Below are 15,403 nucleotides of genomic sequence, written 5' to 3'. Positions count from 1 at the left end.
GAAAAGCTTGTATGCAGACATGTCCTTGGCACTCAAAAACCAAGCAATCAGACGGAATCCGGACTTTGGCGACGAAGGTCGCCGTCGCCCTTTTAAGACCGGGGACTCGTTCCTCGGGCTTTCAAAACTGGTGTACAATCGGGCCATGAAGAAAACGATGAAGCCGCAGGGGCTGGTGAGCGGGCAGAACGAGTACCTCGCGGGCTACCTGATCTTACCCATTGAGAAAGTCGACCGGAGCTACAACGCGGGGTTCTCGATGTATATCGCGGCCTGGCCACTGCTCTCCAACTACCCGGGGCATCAGTTTCAGACGGGCCTGCCGGGGACCTGGATGTTTGCGCAGTGGGACGGTCCCGCGCCCAAGGACATGTACTCCGATGTGGAGGGCGGCCTCGGCTGGTGGCGGGACACGCGCTTCCCCACCACGACCCCCAAGTTCATCATGGGCGGGGTCGCGCCCAACTTCTCCGAGATCGCCAACGGGCCGGCGCACGGCTGGGGGACCTGGGAGAACCCGCGCGGGCTCTACGGGGTGGCGCAGCTCAGCCCTTGGCTCTTGTTTCCTATCGACGGGATCAACCTCAAGCAGGGGACGTGCGGCGAGCTCTTTGGCTACGGCTACTTCAACCTCCCCTTGACCGATCCCAAGCCGACCACCAAGGGCAAGCCGGTGCCGACCGGGAATCAGTGCTGGACATTATTCTTTAACTCCAATAACTTCAAGGGGCCAGTCGCGTTTTTCTCGCCCTACTTCTGGTCGCACTCCGCCGAGAAAGACCCCAAGCTGGCGGGCCTGCTGCTCGACACGCGCCCGGTCGATCCCAACCGGCAGGTGCAGATGGAGACCCAGTACATTCCCTGCCGCATGGGCACCGACTCCAAGGGCCAGTCCTACGCCCGCATCGCCCCGACATCGTTTCCGCGCAGCACCGACAGCCACTCGACCCTGGTGCACCAGGACACGGTCTACAACAGCACCGCCCTCCACGACTCCGTGGCGGCGTGGTTTTCCGGTGGTGCGCCCAGTAGCGGTAGGGTGAGCGCGCAAGGGGCGTTTGTGCGTACCTTCCGCAGTGGCGGCCGTGCCACCTGGCAGATTCACTCCAAGTCAGGGGGTAAGGAAGAAAAGAAGGTCAATATCGCCTGGACGGCCTTTGCGACCCCGACCACACCCGACCCGCACACCTACGGCTACCAGTGGAGCGCAGAGACCACGAAAAACCAAGGCAAGCTCGTCACCCTCCCCGAGTACTTTATGCTCGAAAACGGCGACGATGAGAAAAAAGCGCGCTGGGTGCCGGTTGCTGCGGAGAGGGTTCCCGCAGAGACCGGCCTGCACGCGCTGACCTGGGAGACCCCCAAAGAGCGTCCTCAGCCCGCCTACGACACCCCAGAAGCGCCCCAGAGTAGCTGGAAGAAACCCGGCCCGGCCGCGGGGCCGTTCAAGGCATTTCTCGGGGATGGGAGTGTGGTCACCTACTACTGGTACCGGTTCGCCGACCAGCCCGCGCTCCTCAACGCCGACCTCACCGATGCGGAGCGGGAGAAGCTGCAGGCACGCGTCGAGAAGCTCCACCGCTCTTGGACCAAGGACCGCGAGTACCTGCCCCCGCCCAAGACCGGCAAGCTCGCCGACCTCGACCCCGCACAGCTGGTCAAGCCGCCCAAGGGGCTGGAGATCGGCTACGTCCCCATCGCCACACGCCAAGAGCTAGCCAAACGCTAGAAGTGCCTGAGGGGAGTCAAAGCTCTGGTCTGCCAGGGGGCGCAGGGTCTCGGGGGGCGATGGTCCCCAGAGGGCGGCGAGGGCCTGCATCCCGGCGGCGCGGGCGGCGTGCAGGTCGTGGACCGAGTCGCCCAGGTAGGCACAGTGCTCGGGGAGAACGCCGAGACGGGCGGCGGCGAGGAGCAGCGGCTCCGGGTCGGGCTTGTGCTTTTGGGTATCGTCGCTGGTGACAACCGCCTGCATCTTCGCCCCGATCCCAAAGCGCTCCAGGGCAGGGCGCGCGGACTGCAGCGACTTTGAGGTCACGATGGCGAGGGGAAGCTTGCCGTAGAGGCCATCGAGAAGCTCTTCCACGCCGTCGTAGAGGCGCACCCAGTCGTCGTGCTCTTGGGCATAGAGGGCGCGGTAGAACGCCAGCATCGCCTCGACATCCCCGACATTTTCTTCCGCGAAGAGGGTCGGGAGCGCGCGGCCGATCTTGGGGACGATCTCCTCCGAGCTTGGCGTGCGGCCCGCGAAGTGGGTGAGGGTGGCTTGGTAGCAGTGCACAATCAGCCCAATAGAGTCGGTGAGGGTGCCGTCGAGGTCGAAGAGGAGCGCGGAGAGAGGCATGGGGATACACTCATGGTATCATGGCAGGCGTGATCGGTCAGGAACCGGATGGAGTCTATGAGAAGCGCTGGACTCTCTTGCGAACGCGCCCCGGTGATTTACTCAGCTTACTCCAGCTCATGGCGCGCCACGATGTGGGCCTGAAGGCGGAGCACCTCCCCCCCGATGTTCGCGTTGTCGATGCCTTCTACGACCAGCAGGCAGAGCAGTGTGTCCTCGTGCTGGAGAGTGCCTTCTACGCGCCTGTCCAAACACGGCTCTTTCGAGGGCGCTGGAGCGGCGGCTGGGAGGAGATCCTCTTCGCGCTGGAGGACGAGGCCCCTGAGCCGCTCCGCCCGACGATCCTCCCCGACCGAATCCGCTGGGAGGCCTACTTGATTCCCCCGGAGCGCATTATCCAGCTCCTCCAGGCCCTCGCCAGCGGTGAGACCTACAACCTTCCCCCCCTCCCTCCCGATACCCAGGTGATGGATGCCTTCTACGACAGCGAGCGCACTGCCTTCGTCCTGTTTCTAGAGAGCAGCTTCTTCGACCCGATCGAGGTGGAGAGCGAGGGCAACGACAAGCACGCGGGGATGCCCGAGCGGCACCTGAACCTGACGCGTGGAGAGAGACCTTCTTGAGAGTACTTGTAACCGGCGGCGGAACCGGGGGCCATGTCTCCCCCGCCCTGGCCGTGATCCAGGCACTGCAAAAACGGGAGCCCGGAATCGTGATCCGCTACGTGGGAAGCGCCACAGGGGTCGAGGCGAAGCTGGCACGTGAGGCAGGGCTAGAGTTTGTGGGAGTCGCCAGCGGCAAGCTCCGGCGCTCATCGAAGGGGCCGCTGGGCCTGCTCACGGGAGCCAACCTGCGCGATGCCTTTCGGGTGCCCCAGGGATTTTTCCAGGCGCTCAAGGCTGTCAAGGACTTCAAGCCCGATGTGGTCTTTGCCACGGGTGGCTATGTCTCGGTTCCGGCGGTGCTGGCCGCGGCATCGCTACGCATCCCGATCCTGACGCACGAGCAGACCGTGACCGTGGGGCTGGCCAATAAGATCAATGGGCGCTACGCCAAGCGGATCGCGCTGAGCTTCGAGGGAGCCAAAGAGGAGCTCCCACCCGCGCTCCAGAAGAAGGCCTTTGTCACGGGCAACCCGGTGCGCGAGGTGATCTTCGCCGGGAGCAAGAACAGCGCCGCCAGCCGCTTTGGCTTCGATGGCGTCGATGAGTGCCTGCCCTGTATCTATGTCACGGGCGGGGCGCAGGGCTCACGCATCCTCAACAATGCGGTCAAAGACGCCCTCCCGACGCTCCTGACCCAGGCGCGCGTCCTCCACCAGTGCGGCGAGAGCGATATCGAGGCGCTGGAGGCCTACCGCAAGACCCTCACCGACCGGGAGCGGAGCCGCTGGGTGGTGCGGGCGTTTGTGCAGTCCGATGAGATCGGGGATGCGTATGCGCTGGCCAACCTTTTGGTGAGCCGCTCGGGAGCGGGGACAGTCACCGAGGTCTGTGCGTTGGGCAAGCCTGCGATCTTTGTCCCCCTGGTCCCCACGAGCGGTGATGAGCAGACCCGCAACGCCCAGCGCCTGGTCGATGCCGGTGCCGCGCTGCTGATCAAGCAGTCCGAGTGTAGCGGCGAGAGCCTGCTGGCCGCGATCCTGCCTCTGCTCGACGATGCCTCACGGCGAGCTTCCCTGGGGGGCAAGGCCAAGAAGCTCGCCACCCCCCGCGCCGCCGAGGACCTCGCCGATGCGATCTTCGCCCTAGGGAAAAAGTAACACCACACACACTTTGCGAACTTTTCGGGGGCTCTGGTGCGTATTAAAGCGCATGAAAGAGTTTGTCAAGAAGCTAGCAGCGTTTGGTGTTTGCTCGGTCGGGCTGGGGACAGGTCTGGGTGTGGGCCTGGGCGCGACCACGGGGACCTTTAGCCTCTCCCCCGCCGTGCAGGCACAGCCCTCGACCGCCAAGAGCACCGAGGAGCAGAACATCGTCCGTGTCGTCAAGAGCGTCTCGCCGTCGGTGGTGCGGATCGAGCAGGGTCGTGGCCTAGGCACAGGCGTGGTCATCGACAGCAAGCAGGGGCTGATCCTCACCAATGCCCACGTGGTCGCCGGAGCCTCCCAGGTGCTGGTGCGCTCCAAGGGTGGCCAGCAGCTCGAAGGGCGCGTCCTGGGCACCGACAAAGAGATCGATATCGCCGTTGTTCAGGTCAAGACCGCACGCCCCCTCCCTGCGGCCCCGCTGGGCGACTCCGACCGGCTTGAGGTAGGCCAGACCACGATTGCGATTGGAAACCCGCTAGGGCTGGACCAGACCGTCACCACGGGCGTCGTCTCCGCGCTCAACCGGCGCCTGAGCCGCCAGGACGAGCAGGGCTTTATCCAGACCGATGCCGCCATCAACCCCGGCAACTCGGGCGGTCCCCTGCTCGACTCGCAAGGCCGGGTGATCGGGATCAACACCGCGGTCCTCCGCGCCGATGGTGCCGAGGGCCTGGGGCTAGCGATTCCCATCCGCACGGCCCAGCAGATCGCCCAGAAGCTCATCAGCGGCCGCTCGGAGCGCAAGACCGACCGCAAGCCCTACCTGGGGATTCAGTTCACGGGCTTCGACGAGAAGATCGCCCGGGCCTACAACCTGCCGGTCTCCCGTGGGCTCATGATCGAGGCCATCGACCCCAGTGGCCCTGCAGCACGGGCCGGAATGCGGCCGGGCGATATCCTTGTTCGGCTCAACAACACCCCCTTGGTCGGCTCGCTGGACCTCCCCCGCCTGCTCCGCGACAAGAAGCCCGGAGAGAGTGTCACCTTCGGAGTTGTGCGTGGAAGCCGCGCCCTCACGGTCAAAGCCGTGCTCGGTGAGGCTCCCTAGGAGAAAACCAGGTAGTTGTTTTGGTTTCTCCCCTCGGAAACCTGGTAATTTTTGGGGTCTCCCCACCTGCCAGAGCCGCCAAAGATTTAATCCGGAGGAACTTTGATGCAGTTTCGCAAGGGATTAGTGATTGTAGCGGCTCTGAGCCTGGTGGGTGGTATGGCAAGCGTGCCTGCCTTCGCAAACAACAACAACAAGACCAACTCGGTCGTCGTGAAGTCGGCAGCGGATGCCTACGGAGAGGCCTGGAAGCTCTGGAGCAAGGGCGAGGGTGAGAAGTCGGAGGCGTTTCTGCGCGAGCAGAGCGTGAAGTTCCCCAGCGACATCCGGCTGAACCTCTTCCTGGCCGCTAGTGTCGCCAGCCACAGCGCCGAGGGTGAGGCAGACAACTACTTCTCCCATGTGGTGGAGCTAGGGGCAAAGTCCGAGAAGCCGGCTCCCTCCGCACTCGCCGCGCAGCACTTCCTCCACCTGAGCGATCCCGATACCGCCACCGAGGCCTTTGCAGGGCTGACCGAGCTCTCCCGCACCCAGGGCAACGACCCGGTCGTGGTCTGGCTCTTTGCGCAAGCTGCGGAGCGGATGGAGAAGCCCGAGCTCGCCGAGGTTGCCTTCAATAGCCTGCTCAAGAAGGCCAAGAACGCTCCCGCCGTGGTTCGTCAGGGCTACGCCGATGCACTAGAGGCGCAGGGAAAGCACTTCTTCGCGCTGGAGCATCGCCTCAAGATCGCCAAGCAGGAGGCAAGTCCCTGGACCCTGCATGCGCTCAGCAGCAACCTGCGCACCCTGGCCCGCTTCTCGGAGGCGGAGGCCGTGGCCCAGATCTCTGCCAAGAACTTCCCGAGCTCTCCCCAAGCCTGGCACGACCTTGGAGTCGCCTCCCTGGGACTGCACCGCAACGATGTGGCCCTCCACCACCTGGCCAAGGCCGCACAGCTCTCGGAGAGCACCGGTGACCGTTTCGACCGTGGCGCGAACCTGTTGGTCTGGGCCTCGTGTCTGGAGTCGCAGAAGAAGTTTACCGAAGCCGCCGACAAGTACCGCCAGGTGGCAGCGCTGAAGGGGGTTAGCGCGGAGCAGGCACGCACTGCCAACCTGCGCGCCCGTGCAGCGGAGCTGGCTCAGAGCGGCACGAACTAAGCGTTTTTTGTCTCATCCACAGCGGGCCGAGCGAGTTCTCGGTCCGTTTTGCTTTGTGTCTGGAAGGCGCTCTTGAAGGGCTCAGGGACCCGGATGGGACGCCCGGTGGTGGCGCTGAGAAAGGCACCGCGAGTCTCCCCCTCGGCGATGAGGGTATCGTCGCGAGTGACCTTGTAGGTAAAGAGGGTGCTAGCGGGCCCCTGCGCGAGGATCTCGCCCGTGATCAGCAGCTCGTCGCCGTAGTGTGCGGAGCGGATGTAGCGAACGCGCGCCTCGGTGATCACAAACTGGGTCTGGGTGCGGGCAAAGTCCGCAAAGGAGAGCCCCATGAGCCGAAGATACTCATCACGGGCCTGCTCGAAGTACTGCAGATAGACCGCATTGTTGACATGCCCGAACGAGTCTAGCTCATAGGTTCGCACCCGGATTCGGGCTGTCAGCAACATGAAACTCCCAAGGACGGAGATCGTCCTGCTGTAGGGCCTTCGGCCGCCTCGCTACGCTCGGACAAGAGATCGCGAAGCGCGGCGGAGGCACGACGCCCCAAAGCCTGACGTTTACCGTCGAGGCTTTTATTTTTTATAGTAATCGGCGTTGAGCTGGATGAAGCTCGACCATTTCTCAGGCACTTCGTCATCCATAAAGATCGCGTCCACCGGGCACTCAGGCTCGCAGAGGCCACAGTCGATACACTCAGAGGGGTCGATAAAAAGCTGGTTGTCATCGTCGCCGCCGTGGATACAATCCACCGGGCAGACCGCAACGCAGGACTTGTCTTTCACGCCGACGCAGGGCTCGGCAATCACGTAGGGCATGTGCCAATTCTACCCCGAGGAGCCCTCCAGTGCAACGCATGGCTACTCGATCACGGCTACATGCTATCGGTAGGTGCCGCAAGGCCGTCACGGTTGTGCATCCCAAAGGGCGCAGCGCCGACACTCAACGTCTGGTTCCAGCGTAGCCACTTCGCATGACCATCGGTGAAGAGGTAGTTATCCCCCTCGGAGTGTCGCCCCTTGTTGCCCGGCTCCACCGTGCCATCGGGTGCAATCCCGGAGCCATCGAGCCAGCCACGCTCCTCCGTGAACTCGGGGAGCCAGGCATCGTAGTCGAAGCAGGCCCAGCCTTTATGACGCTCTCCCACCATGATCTGCTCCGCAGGGGTCGCGACGGCAGACTGGCTCACTCCATGTGCTAGGAGCCCATTGATCAGATAGTCCGTCCGAGTCGTCGCCCAGGTTGCTGCCGTCAGAGGCGGCTCATAGGAGGTGATCGTGTCGTTTAACGAGGGACAGCGAAAGATACCATCGTTCTTCAGATAGGGCTGGAGCCCACCATACCAGGGATAGAGCGGAGGCGACTCGTGGTGGGCGACGACCGAGCGGCTATCGTTGTCTTGCATGTACATCATCAGCGCCACCCCGATCTGCCGTTCGTTGGACAGACAGGTTGTCTGGCGCGCTTTCTCACGGGCCTGGGCAAAGACAGGAAAAAGAATGGCAGCCAGAATCGCGATGATCGCGATCACCACCAGAAGCTCGATCAAGGTGAAGCCACCACGACGAGCACCGTTTGGACAAGAGAGACTCATAACCATTAGAGCGTCGCCCTTCGAAACAAAGTTCCTTACCGTATGTCTCCTGGGTTCCTCACAGCCTTCCCTCCAGCTGTTTGCGAAAGTTCCCTAGCTGGGGATCGCTTGTTTTTTCCATATGAGCCAGGAGAAGTTGCCGAAGACGTGTCAGCTCGGTTTTGTACTTGGGATCGGCGCTCACGTTGGTGCGTTCATCCGGGTCGGAGCGTAGGTCGAAGAGCTGCTCCGGCACACCAATCGTGAGCTGATCCACACGCGCCTTGAGCTTCGAGTCACTCTCAGCGCCTTTCTTGAGCGCTGCAAACGTGATCCCACTCATCGCCTCGACACGAAACTGCGGCGTGCCATTGGGCCAGGCATGGAACTGATAGGAAAAGTCCTTGGTGCGAATACAGCGCTGGGGAAAGCTCTTGCCGCTACTGACCGTATTGACATGGGTCACCACGTAGTCTCGGTCGGTCGGTCTCTCGCCGTGGAGCAGCGGCCCCCACGAGCGCCCGTCCACCCCCTCAAGCGGGGGCTGTTTCAGTAGCTCCATGAGGGTGGGAAGGATGTCCACGCTACTGACAAACTCCTCACGCTTTTGGGGACTGCCCATTCCCGGATAACGGAGCAGCACCGGCGACCAGGTGCCATTGCGGTAGACCGTCGCCTTTGAGAACGGAAATGACATCCCATGGTCCGAGAGGAACACGACCACGGTATCCGTCTCGTGCCCGGTGCTCTTGATCGCCGCCATCAGTGCTCCGAAGCTCTGATCCCCCCGCCGGACACTGCTGTAGTACTGTGCCACTTCCTTTCGAACCGGCGTAATGTCTTCCAGAAACGAGGGAACGGTGACCTCTTCCAGTGTGTAGGGCTTGACACTGCCCTCTTTTTCCTCAGGCGAGCTTCCCGCGCCGAAAAAGGGCCGATGGGGGTCGGTGATATTGGCGTTGATAAAAAATGGCTTACCGGCGACGCTCGCCGCCTTGACACACTGGCGAACCTGCTCCCCAAAGACACTTGGGTTCTTCCCCGAGCCCGTGAGTGCCAGATCCCAGGGAAAGGCGCTGTCGGGCTTCATATGGGCTTGCTTATTGAGCGATGCCGTAAACCAGCCTGCCTCCTTGAGCTTGCCGACGAGAGTCGGCACGCCCGGCGAGATCGGGTTGAAGCCGAGTGCGCCGTTGCGATGGGGCACACGACCGGTTAGGAGCGCCGCACGGCTCGGCTGGCAGATAGGCACACTGACATGGTGGTTGACAAACCGGTGCGCGGTGGCCGCAAAGGCATCCAAGTTCGGAGTCGCCCCCAGCTTGTTGCCCATCCAGCCCGCCGAGTCCGCGTTCATGTCATCGGCGGTTACGAGTACGACGTTCCAGCGCGACGACAACGGCGATGGTACCTGGGGGGCTAGGATAAACGGCAGCGCAATAAAGCTCAGGAGCATCCCTCATTTTACCTGAAGCATGCCCCTCAGAGCTGAGTGCGCCTAGAGGGACCAGTCGATCTCCGTACGCCCAGCAGCCTTCAGTGCGGCATTGGCCTGCGAGAAGGGCTTGCTCCCAAAGAACCCGGTGTTGGCGGAGAGCGGCGAGGGATGCGCAGACTTGAGAATCGTGTGCTTGCTGGCATCGATCAGCTCCTCTTTTTTCTGCGCGGGCTTGCCCCAGAGGATAAAGACCACCGGCTCCGTACTCGCCGCGCTGACGGCGCGGATCACGGCATCGGTGAACTTCTCCCAGCCCTTTTTCTGGTGCGAGTTGGCCTCCCCCTCGCGCACGGTGAGCACGGTGTTGAGCAGCAAGACCCCCTGCTTGGCCCAGGGAATCAGGCTCCCCGAGCTGGGCTTACCGATGCCCAGGTCGCTCTCCAGCTCCTTAACGATATTGCGTAGCGATGCGGGCAGGGGCTTGACCTGTGGCTGCACCGAGAACGCCAGCCCATGGGCATGACCGCGGGTCGGGTACGGGTCCTGGCCCAGAATAAAGACCTTCACGTCGGCCAGCGATGTTAGAGTCAGGGCATTGAAGACTTCATCCTCGGCGGGAAAGATCGCGCCCGGATGGGTAGCGCGCTCGGCGGCGACAAACTCCATGAGGGCGGTGAAGTAGGGAGCGGAAAACTCAGCGACGAGGGCGGCCTGCCAGTCGGCGGGAAGGGTAGCGGTGTTCATGGCCTTATACTACCCAAAGAGATCCCTAACCGGAAAGACCTCTCCCCGCCTCGTCCCTCGGCACCCCTCTCCCGGGCGTTCGTCCCTCACTGGGAAAGGGGCTTAGTACCGCTGGCTCCCCTCTCTTCCCCAACGAGGAACGAGTGCCCGGGAGAGGGAGGGGCTAGAGGTTAGAAAACCGGCATCCGGCTCTGGGCCATTTCGTCGGTGATGGTACCGCTTGCGACGAGCGCGTTGAGGGCTTGCGCCATGGTCTGCATCCCGATTCCCGTACTCTCTTCGATTATCGCCTGGAGGTCAAAGTCGCCCTGCCGGAGCTTTCCGCGAACCGCAGGGACTCCCAGCAGAAGCTCTAGCGCCGGGACGCGACCGCCGCCCATCGCAGGAAGAAGCTGCTGAGCGACCACACCAACCAGGTTGTTCGAGAGCTGGCGCTGGACCTCGGCGCGGTTGCTCTCGGGGAAGGCATGTACCAGCCGCTTGAGCGCATCGACCGCACTGGACTGTCCGACCTGCACAAAGACCAGGTGCCCCGTCTCCGCTAGATTCAATGCCAGCGCGATCGACTCCAGGCTTGTGAGGGCACCCAGCATCACGACATCGGGGTCGGCGTAGAGCAGGTCCCGCAGGGCCTGGGGAAAGTCGTGGAAGTCGTTGCCGAGCTCTTGCTGGGTCACGAAGCTCTCCTGGTTGGTGAACTCGTAGTCGATGCTCTCCACCAGCGTGTAGATGCGCTCCGAGCGGGTCGCGTTGATCTCCTCCACCAGCGAGGCCATCAGGGTCGTCTTGCCCGAGCCCGCCGCGCCGCTGACAACAATCAGGCCGCGCGTGCTCGCTGCCATTCTCTGCAACACTCCAAGCGGCCCCTCGGCGATTCGGAGCTCGCTCAGCCGGGGGACACGAGTGGGAATCGCCCGCAGCACCGCGCAGGGCTGGCCGCGCTCCCACGACGCGCTGAGGCGAAAGCGACGCCCGGCGTGCACGACCGATGTCAGCACGCTCTGGTGGTCCAGAACAAAGCGGCCCTGAAGCCGCTCGGGGAGCACCCCGACAAGCATCGTGGCCAGTGCCTCCGCGGCCAGAGGCTCGGCCTCCGTTCGTGCGAGCCTGCCCCCGTTGCGAAAGATCGGCGGCTCCCCCACGACCAGGTGCAGATCCGAGATCCCCGACTCCATTTTCTCCAGTAAGTCTGTTAGTTTCATGGTGTTTCCTACTCCCCATCCCCCGCCCGGCGGGGGGGATAAGAGGAATTTCTTTTCCTTATTGTCCCCCCGCCCAGCGGGGGTTAGGGGGCTGGCTCACCCCAGCGGCAGCGGCTTGTCGTCGGCGCGGGCGTAGGGCATGAGGGTCGGGTAGCCCCCGCCTGAGCGCTCCCGCCGCAGCGCCGTCACTTCCTCCCGAAGCCGGATCACTTCCCGACGAAGCCCCGCCAGCTCGCCCACGACCTCGGAGAGCGTCCCCGACAGTTCGGACAGCACCTTGCTCTCGCCACTCTGCTCTTTAGGCTCTGGGGCGCTCAGCTTAGCCAGTGCCTGCTCCTCAATCTGATGAACGCGCTCAGCAGACAGTCGCATCACCATGACAACTTGCTCGTAGGACATAGGGACCGACTCATCGGAGAGAAGCCCAAATCGGAGCGCAAGAATCTCTATTTCGCGCGGATGAAGCTGATCCCCAGAACGACCGATCTTTTCCCGCAGTGCCTGACGAGTAGGATCTGCAAGAGGATTGCGAGTCGCGTCCGTGAAAAAGTCTGGCTCTATCGGAAGCCTGTGAGCACCTCGAACACGGTCACGAACCAAACGTAGCATGGTATGGCGTAGCCAAAATAGGACGTAAGTGCCAAAACGCAACCCACGATTAGGGTCGTAGTTCGCGAGTGGCTCAGGAAGAATCTTCACTCCTTCCGAGATTAACTCGTCCCGTGTCACCTCTTCGCCTGCATACCTTTCCGCGAGGCTCACGACACACTGTAGACCAAACGCAAATAAAGATTGTCTAGCCTGTTCCGCAGATTCTCCTCCAGCATGCATGCAACGAACCAGCTCTAATTCTTGTTCAGGCGTCATTAAATTCACGAGTCTGCGCTGCTGCTCAGATGACGTTTCCGTGGATGAATCTTCCAAAATTGCTGCTAGTTCTGGATCGCGCAATCGCCCACCAAGCTCACTTCGTCGTAGCTTCTGGAGTGCCCCCGCCTCAACCTGCCGCGCCTGCTCTCGGGTGAGCTGCAGCTGCTTACCAACCTGCTCCAGCGTCATGAGCTGCTCTTGGTCTTCCGAGAGGCCATACCGTAGCGAGAGAACCTCCTTTTCTCGCTCGCTGAGGTGCTCCAAAGCCTTGTTGATCTCGTCGCGGAGGGCGCGGCGGAAGATACGTGACGACGGGCTGGTGGCGTCTTCTGCGGGGAGCAGATCGCCCAAGTGCGTCGGCTCAGGTGCCTCGGCCTCCAGAAGAAGCTCGACGCGCTCCTGAGGCAGGTGCGCCGCTTCCGCAAGCTCGATGGGAGTTGGTGGCCGTCCGTGAGTCGCCGTAAATGCCTCCCGCGCATGACGAATCTGCTCTAGGTGGGCCACGGCACTTTCAGGCAACCGAATGGTCCGCCCCTGCCCAGCAACCGCACGGCCCAGTGCCTGACGAATCCAGTGGGTGGCGTAGGTGGAGAAGCGAAACCCACGGCGCCAGTCGTATTTTTCGACCGCATGGATTAGCCCCAGAGTGCCTTCCTGAATCAGGTCCTCCAGAGCGATCCCACGGTTCTGATACTTCGTGGCGATACTCGTCACCAAGCGCAGGTTGGCGTTTACGAGAACCCCGCGCGCCTTCTCTGCTTGCTCACCCCCACTCTCAACGCAGCGAGCGAGCCAGCGCTCCTGGCGCGGCGTTAAGAGTGCCACACTATTTGCCCCCCCACGATCCGCGACAAATGCCGTGAAAGAGAGCTCCTTCAGGGGATCAAAGTCCTCATCTTGCTGATGGGTGCGTTGCTCCTGTCTCTCAAGATTGCGCTCGTGTAGCTCCTGAATGCGTTTCACGGGATCGAATTCGTCCCCGCTACTCGTTCCCAGCGCAGTCGGTGGTTGTGGAGGCAGACGATCCCGATCCCCGCCCCCTGCTGTTTCGAGTCGTGCGTGTGGCTCCACACCAGCCTCCATGGCACTCCGCATTAGGCGGTCTATTAACTCCGCGACTTGGGGAGGGAGTTTGATCCCACTGGCTCCCTTGCTCAGACCTGCCGCAATCTGCGGCCAGAGATCGGTTTCGGGGGCTTCGGGCTGCCAGGTATCGAGGAGCGCGACGAGCTCACCGAGGTCGGTGGCTTCTTGGAGCGCTTGGTCAGTGCGTTGTTTGAGCTTACGCATGGGTTTGGTCCTCGGCGTCGGTCAGGAGGACGCGGAGCTTTCGGAGGGCATGGTGCAGGCGGCTGGCAACGGTTCCAGGCGGGATTTGTAGCAGCTCGGCGATCTCGGCCTGGGTCCAGCCTTCGTAGTGCGAGAGAATCACCACCTCGCGCTGGTCATCGGGGAGCTGCGCCAGGGCATCGCGGACCATCAGCCCCGTGTCGGGCGACTCATGCCGTGGGCTCAGCGCGAGCTTTTCGTCGAGCGGGACGGTGGGGCGCAGACGGCGGTTGGCATCGCGGGCACAGGAGAGCACCGTGCGGTAGAGATACGCCTCCAGGTTGCTTGCCTCCAGCTGCTCGCGGCAGCGCCAGAGCCGCAGAAACGCCTCTTGGACCGCATCTTGCGCCGCCGCTGCATCGCCAAACGCGAGGCGTACACCGATTCGCAGCGCCCGAGCTTGGTGCGCTCGGACAAAGGCTTCGAAGTCGGAGAGGGTGCTGAGGGCGTCCATTGCTGTTAGAATAACGCAGCTTCGCACCAGGATTCTTCACTTCCTGAGAAAGATTTTTTGTGGACCTCGAGACCTATAAAAAAACCTACTCCTCCGAGTCGCCCGTGGGCTGGGACGCTATCACGTCGCACCTCAAGACGCTCTACCCGACCCAGGAGCCGATGCACTGGGGGACGATTGTGAGCTGGAACCTGGGCGGCCCCGATCCCCTCGATGGCATCAGCGCCTACCAGGCCGACGATCCCGGCGGCAGTCACTTCCACTATGTCACCTACGGCCTCTCGAACCTCTACTACGACGAAGAGGCGGTGGGCGGGGAGTACAGCGCGTTTGGGTTTGAGCTCACCTTTCGCCTGCGCCCCTTCGCAAAAGATGGTAAGGAGCCGCCCACGTGGGTCTGTGATCTCTTCCAGAACCTGGCGCGCTATGTCTTTGAGACGCAGCGTGTCTTCGATGACTTCCACTGGATTCCTGCCAATGGCCCCATCCGCCTCGACACCAAGACCGAGATTGTCGGCCTGGCCTTCCTCACTGACCCGGCGCTGGGCGTGATCGAGACGCCCCACGGGAAGGTCCAGTTTCTCCAGATGGTGGGGCTCACCCAGAGCGAGCTTGATGCTATCAAGGGCAAGAAAAAGACCGTCGCCGAGGTCCTAGACGCCCTCACCGCGCAGTCCCCCCTCCTCATCACCGACCTGACCCGCTCCAGCAAGAAAAAGGCATAGGCTCGCCCGCACCCGCTCACTCCCCCGCGGCGATTTTTTCCAGCGCCGCACGGCTGAGAACCGTCACCGTGCGGCCGTCAAGTGTGAGATACCCCAGATCAGCGAGCTGGTGGAGGGTGCGGGAGATGACCTCGCGCACGGTCCCGACCTGCGCGGCGATGCTCTCGTTGGTCTCAGGGAGGGTGAAGCTCGGGGTGTCTTGGGCGAGGAGGTAGGCCGCCAGCCGGGAGCGGACGGTGTGGAGCGCCTGGGCCTTGAGCATCTCCAAGAGCTTGCGCTGCTGGATCGCCAGCGCCCGGAGCGCGCTGTGTGCCAGGCTCGGGTGGCGCTCCAAGACCGCCTCAAACGCGGGGCGGGCGACACAGAAGATGCGCGTGGGAGCCTCCAGCGCGATGGCTTGCGTGGGGTGGTTGCCGCCGTCGAAGAGCGGCAGCTCCGCGACACTCGCGCCGGGCTTGTGAATGGCGAGGATCAGCTCTCTACCCCGCGTGTCGGTCTTGCTCTCCTTGAGCGCCCCTTCGAGCACTACCAGCAGCCCGCGCGAGGGCTCCGTCTCCAAAAACAACACCTCGCCTTCGGTGAGGGTCAGGACCACGCCGGCTTGGCGCAGTGCGGCCACCGCGGCCTCGGGGGCGTCTTTGAGGAAAACCACACGCCGTAGCGCCTCGTCTCGGGTCATCGCTTGCATTCTATGGCGTTTTGTCACTCGATGACAAAAGTCACGGACGAGAC

Annotated in this window: 16 protein-coding genes; 6 read left to right on the top strand and 10 right to left on the bottom strand. The window is 62.8% G+C overall.

The genetic code is table 11. The features are described from left to right. Positions 1-145: 145 nt before the first annotated feature. Positions 146-1,729 carry a hypothetical protein gene (locus tag HNQ39_RS24430; protein ID WP_221290301.1) on the top strand — a complete coding sequence of 528 codons (1,584 nt, stop codon included), beginning with the start codon at positions 146-148 and terminating at the stop codon, positions 1,727-1,729. On the opposite strand, the gene HNQ39_RS24425 is transcribed toward HNQ39_RS24430, so the two are convergent. Further along, positions 1,715-2,341: an HAD family hydrolase gene (locus HNQ39_RS24425; protein ID WP_184203073.1), complete on the bottom strand. Its 627-nt coding sequence runs from the start codon at positions 2,339-2,341 to the stop codon at positions 1,715-1,717. The genes HNQ39_RS24430 and HNQ39_RS24425 overlap by 15 nt on opposite strands. Positions 2,342-2,361: 20 nt before the next feature. Between HNQ39_RS24425 and HNQ39_RS24420 the strand changes: the two genes are divergently transcribed. From HNQ39_RS24420 to HNQ39_RS24405, 4 genes are all read left to right on the top strand, one after another. Next, on the top strand, positions 2,362-2,964 hold the full coding sequence (locus tag HNQ39_RS24420) for a hypothetical protein (RefSeq protein ID WP_184203071.1): 603 nt from the start codon (positions 2,362-2,364) through the stop codon (positions 2,962-2,964). Beyond that, positions 2,961-4,103, top strand: a complete 1,143-nt coding sequence (gene murG / locus HNQ39_RS24415; protein WP_184203069.1) for an undecaprenyldiphospho-muramoylpentapeptide beta-N-acetylglucosaminyltransferase — start codon at positions 2,961-2,963, stop codon at positions 4,101-4,103. Before HNQ39_RS24420 ends, murG begins: the two co-directional genes overlap by 4 nt. Positions 4,104-4,155: 52 nt before the next feature. Continuing rightward, a complete protein-coding gene (locus HNQ39_RS24410; protein ID WP_184203067.1) occupies positions 4,156-5,199 on the top strand; it encodes a S1C family serine protease in 1,044 nt (347 codons plus the stop codon). Between the two features lie 105 nt (positions 5,200-5,304). Further along, positions 5,305-6,339 (top strand): tetratricopeptide repeat protein, encoded by a 1,035-nt coding sequence (locus HNQ39_RS24405; protein WP_184203065.1) that lies wholly within the window; start codon positions 5,305-5,307, stop codon positions 6,337-6,339. On the opposite strand, the gene HNQ39_RS24400 is transcribed toward HNQ39_RS24405, so the two are convergent. From HNQ39_RS24400 to HNQ39_RS24365, 8 genes are all read right to left on the bottom strand, one after another. Beyond that, positions 6,336-6,785: an acyl-CoA thioesterase gene (locus HNQ39_RS24400; protein WP_184203063.1), complete on the bottom strand. Its 450-nt coding sequence runs from the start codon at positions 6,783-6,785 to the stop codon at positions 6,336-6,338. The genes HNQ39_RS24405 and HNQ39_RS24400 overlap by 4 nt on opposite strands. A gap of 126 nt (positions 6,786-6,911) precedes the next feature. Beyond that, positions 6,912-7,154 (bottom strand): 4Fe-4S dicluster domain-containing protein, encoded by a 243-nt coding sequence (locus HNQ39_RS24395; RefSeq protein WP_184203061.1) that lies wholly within the window; start codon positions 7,152-7,154, stop codon positions 6,912-6,914. A 56-nt stretch (positions 7,155-7,210) separates the two neighbouring features. Next, positions 7,211-7,930: a type II secretion system protein gene (locus HNQ39_RS29705; protein ID WP_221290300.1), complete on the bottom strand. Its 720-nt coding sequence runs from the start codon at positions 7,928-7,930 to the stop codon at positions 7,211-7,213. A gap of 58 nt (positions 7,931-7,988) precedes the next feature. Beyond that, positions 7,989-9,365 carry a sulfatase family protein gene (locus tag HNQ39_RS24385; RefSeq protein WP_184203059.1) on the bottom strand — a complete coding sequence of 459 codons (1,377 nt, stop codon included), beginning with the start codon at positions 9,363-9,365 and terminating at the stop codon, positions 7,989-7,991. 42 nt (positions 9,366-9,407) lie between these two features. Beyond that, the gene (locus HNQ39_RS24380; RefSeq protein WP_184203057.1) at positions 9,408-10,091 is read right to left on the bottom strand and encodes a uracil-DNA glycosylase; all 684 of its coding nucleotides are present in this window, start codon (positions 10,089-10,091) and stop codon (positions 9,408-9,410) included. Between the two features lie 170 nt (positions 10,092-10,261). Continuing rightward, a complete protein-coding gene (locus tag HNQ39_RS24375; RefSeq protein WP_184203055.1) occupies positions 10,262-11,293 on the bottom strand; it encodes a type IV pilus twitching motility protein PilT in 1,032 nt (343 codons plus the stop codon). A 96-nt stretch (positions 11,294-11,389) separates the two neighbouring features. Continuing rightward, the gene (locus HNQ39_RS24370; protein ID WP_184203053.1) at positions 11,390-13,453 is read right to left on the bottom strand and encodes a sigma-70 family RNA polymerase sigma factor; all 2,064 of its coding nucleotides are present in this window, start codon (positions 13,451-13,453) and stop codon (positions 11,390-11,392) included. Next, on the bottom strand, positions 13,446-13,946 hold the full coding sequence (locus tag HNQ39_RS24365; protein ID WP_184203051.1) for an RNA polymerase sigma factor: 501 nt from the start codon (positions 13,944-13,946) through the stop codon (positions 13,446-13,448). The genes HNQ39_RS24370 and HNQ39_RS24365 overlap by 8 nt, the downstream gene beginning before the upstream one ends. Positions 13,947-14,005: 59 nt before the next feature. Here HNQ39_RS24365 and HNQ39_RS24360 point away from each other — a divergent pair, with 59 nt between their 5' ends. Further along, the gene (locus HNQ39_RS24360; protein ID WP_184203049.1) at positions 14,006-14,671 is read left to right on the top strand and encodes a suppressor of fused domain protein; all 666 of its coding nucleotides are present in this window, start codon (positions 14,006-14,008) and stop codon (positions 14,669-14,671) included. Between the two features lie 16 nt (positions 14,672-14,687). Here the strand turns inward: HNQ39_RS24360 and HNQ39_RS24355 are convergent, their stop codons facing one another. Further along, entirely contained in the window at positions 14,688-15,350 is a 663-nt protein-coding gene (locus HNQ39_RS24355) for a Crp/Fnr family transcriptional regulator (protein ID WP_184203047.1), read from the bottom strand. Positions 15,351-15,403 lie beyond the last annotated feature (53 nt).

Origin of the sequence: Armatimonas rosea (assembly GCF_014202505.1) — a bacterium.
Taxonomy (GTDB): Bacteria; Armatimonadota; Armatimonadia; order Armatimonadales; family Armatimonadaceae; genus Armatimonas; species Armatimonas rosea.
The sequence above is the reverse complement of the archived record's forward strand: the minus strand, read 5'-3'. Positions and strand labels throughout refer to the sequence as shown.

Bases quoted from the DNA above. Each gene is read 5' to 3' on its own strand.
- HNQ39_RS24430 (WP_221290301.1), top strand. From the start codon at position 146: ATGAAGAAAACGATGAAGCCGCAGGGGCTGGTGAGCGGGCAGAACGAG.
- HNQ39_RS24425 (WP_184203073.1), bottom strand. From the start codon at position 2,341: ATGCCTCTCTCCGCGCTCCTCTTCGACCTCGACGGCACCCTCACCGAC.
- HNQ39_RS24420 (WP_184203071.1), top strand. From the start codon at position 2,362: ATGGCAGGCGTGATCGGTCAGGAACCGGATGGAGTCTATGAGAAGCGC.
- HNQ39_RS24410 (WP_184203067.1), top strand. From the start codon at position 4,156: ATGAAAGAGTTTGTCAAGAAGCTAGCAGCGTTTGGTGTTTGCTCGGTC.
- HNQ39_RS24405 (WP_184203065.1), top strand. From the start codon at position 5,305: ATGCAGTTTCGCAAGGGATTAGTGATTGTAGCGGCTCTGAGCCTGGTG.
- HNQ39_RS24400 (WP_184203063.1), bottom strand. From the start codon at position 6,785: ATGTTGCTGACAGCCCGAATCCGGGTGCGAACCTATGAGCTAGACTCG.
- HNQ39_RS24395 (WP_184203061.1), bottom strand. From the start codon at position 7,154: ATGCCCTACGTGATTGCCGAGCCCTGCGTCGGCGTGAAAGACAAGTCC.
- HNQ39_RS29705 (WP_221290300.1), bottom strand. From the start codon at position 7,930: ATGAGTCTCTCTTGTCCAAACGGTGCTCGTCGTGGTGGCTTCACCTTG.
- HNQ39_RS24385 (WP_184203059.1), bottom strand. From the start codon at position 9,365: ATGCTCCTGAGCTTTATTGCGCTGCCGTTTATCCTAGCCCCCCAGGTA.
- HNQ39_RS24380 (WP_184203057.1), bottom strand. From the start codon at position 10,091: ATGAACACCGCTACCCTTCCCGCCGACTGGCAGGCCGCCCTCGTCGCT.
- HNQ39_RS24375 (WP_184203055.1), bottom strand. From the start codon at position 11,293: ATGAAACTAACAGACTTACTGGAGAAAATGGAGTCGGGGATCTCGGAT.
- HNQ39_RS24370 (WP_184203053.1), bottom strand. From the start codon at position 13,453: ATGCGTAAGCTCAAACAACGCACTGACCAAGCGCTCCAAGAAGCCACC.
- HNQ39_RS24365 (WP_184203051.1), bottom strand. From the start codon at position 13,946: ATGGACGCCCTCAGCACCCTCTCCGACTTCGAAGCCTTTGTCCGAGCG.
- HNQ39_RS24355 (WP_184203047.1), bottom strand. From the start codon at position 15,350: ATGACCCGAGACGAGGCGCTACGGCGTGTGGTTTTCCTCAAAGACGCC.